This is a genomic window from bacterium (assembly GCA_026398675.1).
Lineage (GTDB): Bacteria > RBG-13-66-14 > RBG-13-66-14 > RBG-13-66-14 > RBG-13-66-14 > RBG-13-66-14.
Genome location: JAPLSK010000042.1, coordinates 1 through 4,743 on the forward strand (window position 1 = coordinate 1; position 4,743 = coordinate 4,743).

General features: G+C 64.9%; 6 protein-coding genes. 4 read left to right on the forward strand and 2 right to left on the reverse strand.

Annotated elements, in window-relative coordinates:
• From NTW26_00550 to NTW26_00565, 4 genes are all read left to right on the forward strand, one after another.
• The coding region (locus tag NTW26_00550; protein MCX7020763.1) for an MMPL family transporter at positions 1–1,554 on the forward strand (1,554 nt) is incomplete at its 5' end.
• On the forward strand, positions 1,551–1,889 hold the full coding sequence (locus NTW26_00555; GenBank protein ID MCX7020764.1) for a hypothetical protein: 339 nt from the start codon (positions 1,551–1,553) through the stop codon (positions 1,887–1,889). The genes NTW26_00550 and NTW26_00555, both read left to right, overlap by 4 nt.
• Entirely contained in the window at positions 1,781–2,230 is a 450-nt protein-coding gene (locus NTW26_00560) for an outer membrane lipoprotein-sorting protein (GenBank protein ID MCX7020765.1), read from the forward strand. Before NTW26_00555 ends, NTW26_00560 begins: the two co-directional genes overlap by 109 nt.
• Before the next feature lie 14 nt (positions 2,231–2,244).
• Positions 2,245–3,672: a hypothetical protein gene (locus tag NTW26_00565; GenBank protein ID MCX7020766.1), complete on the forward strand. Its 1,428-nt coding sequence runs from the start codon at positions 2,245–2,247 to the stop codon at positions 3,670–3,672.
• A gap of 81 nt (positions 3,673–3,753) precedes the next feature.
• On the opposite strand, the gene NTW26_00570 is transcribed toward NTW26_00565, so the two are convergent.
• On the reverse strand, positions 3,754–4,386 hold the full coding sequence (locus NTW26_00570) for a TonB family protein (protein MCX7020767.1): 633 nt from the start codon (positions 4,384–4,386) through the stop codon (positions 3,754–3,756).
• 161 nt (positions 4,387–4,547) lie between these two features.
• Positions 4,548–4,743: hypothetical protein (locus tag NTW26_00575; protein MCX7020768.1), on the reverse strand; the 196-nt coding region annotated here is incomplete at its 5' end.

Consider the following 4,743-nt stretch of genomic DNA (forward strand, 5'->3'; position numbering starts at 1 on the left):
GCGCTCCTGCGCGAGCTCTGTTTCAACCTGTACGACGAGCGCCGCATTCCCTCGACCCGCGCCGGCGTCAATGAGCTCTTCTACCTCATCGAGGGCAACGACCTGCTGAAGAACCTCGTCGCCCGGGGGGATTACTACCCGCCGGAGGTGCTGCGTCGTCTCGGCACATTTTACCCGGCCGCCGCTCAAACCGGCTCGGAGGCCGAGACGGAGGAGGGCCTGGAGACCGAAGCGGTTATCATCACCAACGTCTCCAGCTCCCGGACGCGGGAGATGATAGCCCACACCCAGGTGTTGTCGGAGTTCCTGGCGTCCGGCATACCGCGGCTGGAATCGCCGGTGACCGTGGCCGATCTGGGGCGGACAGCCTTCGACGAGCTGCGGGATTACCAGCTCGGCTGGATAGCCTGGGGGCTCTCCCGGGACGCTTCGTACCGGGGGCTGGAACTGAGCCGGGAGGAAGCCCGGCTCGCTATACGGGAGGCGGGGCTCGCCGAGCCGGTCTCGATGAACGCCGAAATCATCGGGGGCACCCTGGCTCCCTGGGTGGATAACTACGTGAAAAATTCCGGTGACGTGCTCCTCGACGACGGGCCCGCGCAGGAGCGCCTTGCCGCGGCGGTCGCCGGCGTCTGGCGGCCCGGCGGGGACCTGTACCCCGACACCGCGGAAATCTCCGCCGCCATCCGGGGGGCGCTGCCCGAGAGCTATCTCGCAAAGTACCCTGATGACCCGGACTGGCTCGCCGACATCATCGCCAAGCGGACGACCCACAGCATCCAGAACGGCGTGGTTGACCGCTGGACGGATAATGTGCTGGGGAGGCTGCCCGAGCCTTTTTCCGCAAACGCGGAGTTCGTCGCCGACCTGCGCGGGGCCCTCTACGAGCTCACCGACCGCACGGCCTACGTGCCGTCGGACATGGCCTGGCGCCTGACCGGAGAGCCCCCGGAGGAAATCGTCCCGCTGCTCGTCACGCAGAGCGGCTTCCCCCGCATCTTCAGCATCATGGAACAAAAGCTGGTGGAAAACCAGATAATCTCCACAGCCATCGCCTACGTGCTGGTCTTCTTCCTCCTTCTGGTCTTGATGCGCAACATCGTCGGCGGCCTCCTGGCTTCGATTCCCATCCTGCTCACGGTTTTAATCAACTTCGCCATCATGGCCCTGTGGGGCGTCCCGCTGGACTTCGTCACCTTGATGATAGCCAGCCTGGTGATAGGCATCGGGGTGGACTACACCATCCACTTCACGGAGAGCTTCCGCCGTGAGCTCGCTCGGTCGGAAAGCCCCGTCGCGGCGCTGGAGCGTGTCCTGGCCACCACGGGGCGCGCGGTCATCATCAACGCCGTGAGCGTCGCCGCGGGCTTCCTGGTCCTTATCGCAAGCGAGATCATCCCCCTGCGCCAGTTCGGCGTCCTGGTGGCGGTGACCATGGTCGCCAGCTCCATGGCGGCGCTGGTCATCCTCCCGGCCGTCTACTTCACCTTCCGCCCGAAATTCATCTTCGACAGAGGGATCGAGCCCCTCGTCGCAGAGAAGGAGAAAAAATGAAATCCTTGGCAATCACCCTGGCCCTGTTCATTTTTACGTGCGCGCCCGCGCTGGCCATCACCGCCCAGGGGATTCTGGACAAAATCTCCGATACCCTGACCGGCGCGGACGACATGACCGCGGTCTATAAAATCACCGTCACCGACGCCGACGGCGCAAGCCAGACCTCGACGATTAAAATCTGGACCCTGGGCGCCCTGAAACGGATGATCAAGTACACCTCCCCATCCTCGGTGAAGGGCATCGGCTTTTTAGTGCTGGGCGAGGACGAGATGTACTTCTATTCCCCCAGCCGGGCCGACGTCCGCCGCATCTCGTTCCACGCCCGCAACTAGGGCTTCCACAACCCCGACTTCAGCTATGCGGACCTGGCCAGCTACTACACAAGCTCAAGCTGGTCCCGAAATCCGGCGCGGACACCGGTTATTCGAGCCTATACATGTGGGTCAACCGGGACACCTGGGTCTTCGACCGCATAGATTTCTACGACTCCACGGGGCTCGTCAAGCGGATGACCTCGGGGTCGGTGGAGGTCCGGGACGGCTACACGACCCTGGGCGCCCTCTTGATGGTCAACCAGAAGACCGGGCACAAGACCCGGATAACCATCTCCAGCGTGGAGTACGACACCGGTCTCGAGTCGTCCTTCTTCAGCCAGCGCGAACTCAAGAAATGAGCGGGGGGTATTTTATGAATGGCAAACCCGTTGTACTGCTTCTGGCGCTCCTGGCGGTCGCCTCAACGGCCCAGGAGGGCGAAACCGGGGACGATGTCGAGTACCCCACGGCCGACTCGGGCGCGGTGGTCGAGGATTCCGCCATAATCCCCGAAATCAAGCTGGGCGCCACCATCGCCGTGGACCTGCGCCACCTGACCGAGCCGCCCCACGACTTCACCTACAACGAAAACGACCTAAGCCTCTCCGTCACGACCAAGTGGGAGAAGGCCGAGGCCGCCGGCAGCCTGCGCCTGCGCGGGCTGGGATTCTCCACCGCCTCCTCCTCGGCGGACCTGGAGTACATCGGCTACGTTGACCCGTGGAGCCTGGAGCTCGAGAGCGCCTACCTCAACCTCTACGGCCTCCCCCTGGACCCGGTGGACATCTCCATCGGCAAGCAGGAGGTCGGCTGGGGGGTCGGCGACAAACTGCGCACCTACGACGAGGTAAACCCCGGCGACTACGAGGACCCGCTGGACTTCGGCGAGCACCTGGGAGTGAACATGGTGCGGCTGACGAGCTGGTTCTCGGGAACCTGGTTCCTGGAGGGCGTCTTCGTCCCCGGCTTCACCCCGGCCCGGCTCCCGGCCGAGCGGTGGCAGGCGGTTCCGGAAATGGACCTCGGCGAGTTCATGGGAATGCCGCTTTGGCTGTCGCAGCTCTCCACGCCGGTGGAGTTGCCGGAGTCCTCCCTGGCCGAGTCGGCCGAGTACGGCGCCCGGTTCAAGGGAAGCCTGGGGCCGGTGGACCTCGAGCTGGCCTACCTCTATACCCGGGAGCACCTCCACGTGGCCACCGACCTGACCGTTGAATTGACTACGGACCCCGACGCGCCGCCCTTCACCATCCCGGTGAACGTCACCGCCCGGAGTACCTTCCCCCGGCGGCACATCGTCGGGGCCTCCTTCGCCGCCGACGTTTTCGATTTTGGCCTGTGGGGCGAGGTGGCGGCCTACGTCTACCCCGAGGACATCGTGCAGACCCAGACCAGCCCCCTGGGCACCACGGAGACGGTCCTCTACCCCAAGGGCGCGTTCTTCAAGTGGATGGGTGGGATTGATTACAGCTTCGGCGGGTGGTACACCCAACTCCAGTACATTCACGGGCTCTACGACGAGCGCGGCGCCGCCGAGATGGGCGACTACTTCGTCTTCGCCCTGGAGAAGGGCCTCTTCTACGACGTTCTCAAGGTCCGCCTGGCCGCGGGGGTGGAGGTGCCCGACTTCGACACCCTCGAAAAAAATTGGGGCTTTATCCTGCTACCCGAGCTTACCTACGAGCCGCTCACGGGGCTGAATGTGATTCTAGGCGGTTACTGGCTCGAGGGCGCTGGCGACTCCAAGTTCGCCGGGATGAACAAGAACGACGAGGTGTACCTGAAGGTCCGGGTGGACTTGTAACCCGAGCTTAAATCCGTCAAAAAAGCGGGCCCCTCGGCCCGCTCACCTTTTCCGAACAAACGTTCGGTTGAACCGTTCGGCTCAGGGGAAATACTCCGGCTGGCGGTAGGCGACGGTCCGCTCCAGCACCCAGCCCACCGGCTCACCGTCAATAGTGGCCGGGCTCCACATGGTTTTGGCGAAAAAGGCCAGGGCATCCAGGTCGGCCTCCCGGCGGCCCGAGCTCTCGATTATCCACACCTTCCCCGGATGCCCGTCGGGGGCGACGTAAACGCCCACCCTTACCTCGCCTTCCCAGCGACGGTCGTTCAGCTTCAGGGGCGGAGCATCGGGGGTGGAGATGCCCGTCGGCTCGACAACCTCCACGGCCGCCGGCGGGCCGGGGGAGGGGTCGAGGTCGGCCTCGGCGACCGGCTTGCCGACAGGCTCTCCGAGCGACTTACCGATTGTAATCGGTTCGGACGAGAGCGGCCGGGACGCGATATCCGCTTCCACCGGTCCGGACTGCGCCCGTGACGACGGACTCAAGGCCTCGGGCATCCCCGGCGGCTCGACGACCGCCTCGGATGATTCGAGGCTCACCGCGATGGGCAGCTCGCGGCAGTTCCTGGCCGGCGGCTCCACGGAGCCCGCCCCGGCCACCAGCGCCCGCAGAAGCAGGAGGTGCGCCAGGACGGACAGGAGTATCCCGCTCCGCAGGAAACCCGATTTCACGCGGTTGACCTCTCCCAACTGCAACCTCGGGCGGTGAGGACGAGTCATCCCGCCTTTTTTACCAATGGTTAAAAGAGGCGGCGTCCGGTCTGATTTTACAATAAAACAGCGACCGTGGTCGGCCGCCGGTGAATCGGACCGCGCCGTCACCCCGGTCTCGGTCAGAACCCGGCCGTCTGGTAGGCCTGCTCGTAGGGCACCTTGACGAAGAGCCGGCAGACGGTGGGCCGCCCGTCCACGGTGGCCGGCCGCCACTGGGTGTCGCGGTAGCAGACGAGGGCGTCCCGGTCGGCGTCCTCGCGACCCGAGGACTCCTCCACCCAAAGGTCCACCATCCGCCCCCTGTCGTCTATCAGA

Excerpts from the sequence above, each read along its gene's own strand:
- NTW26_00555 (MCX7020764.1), top strand. The coding sequence starts at position 1,551 with ATGAAATCCTTGGCAATCACCCTGGCCCTGTTCATTTTTACGTGCGCG.
- NTW26_00565 (MCX7020766.1), top strand. The coding sequence starts at position 2,245 with ATGAATGGCAAACCCGTTGTACTGCTTCTGGCGCTCCTGGCGGTCGCC.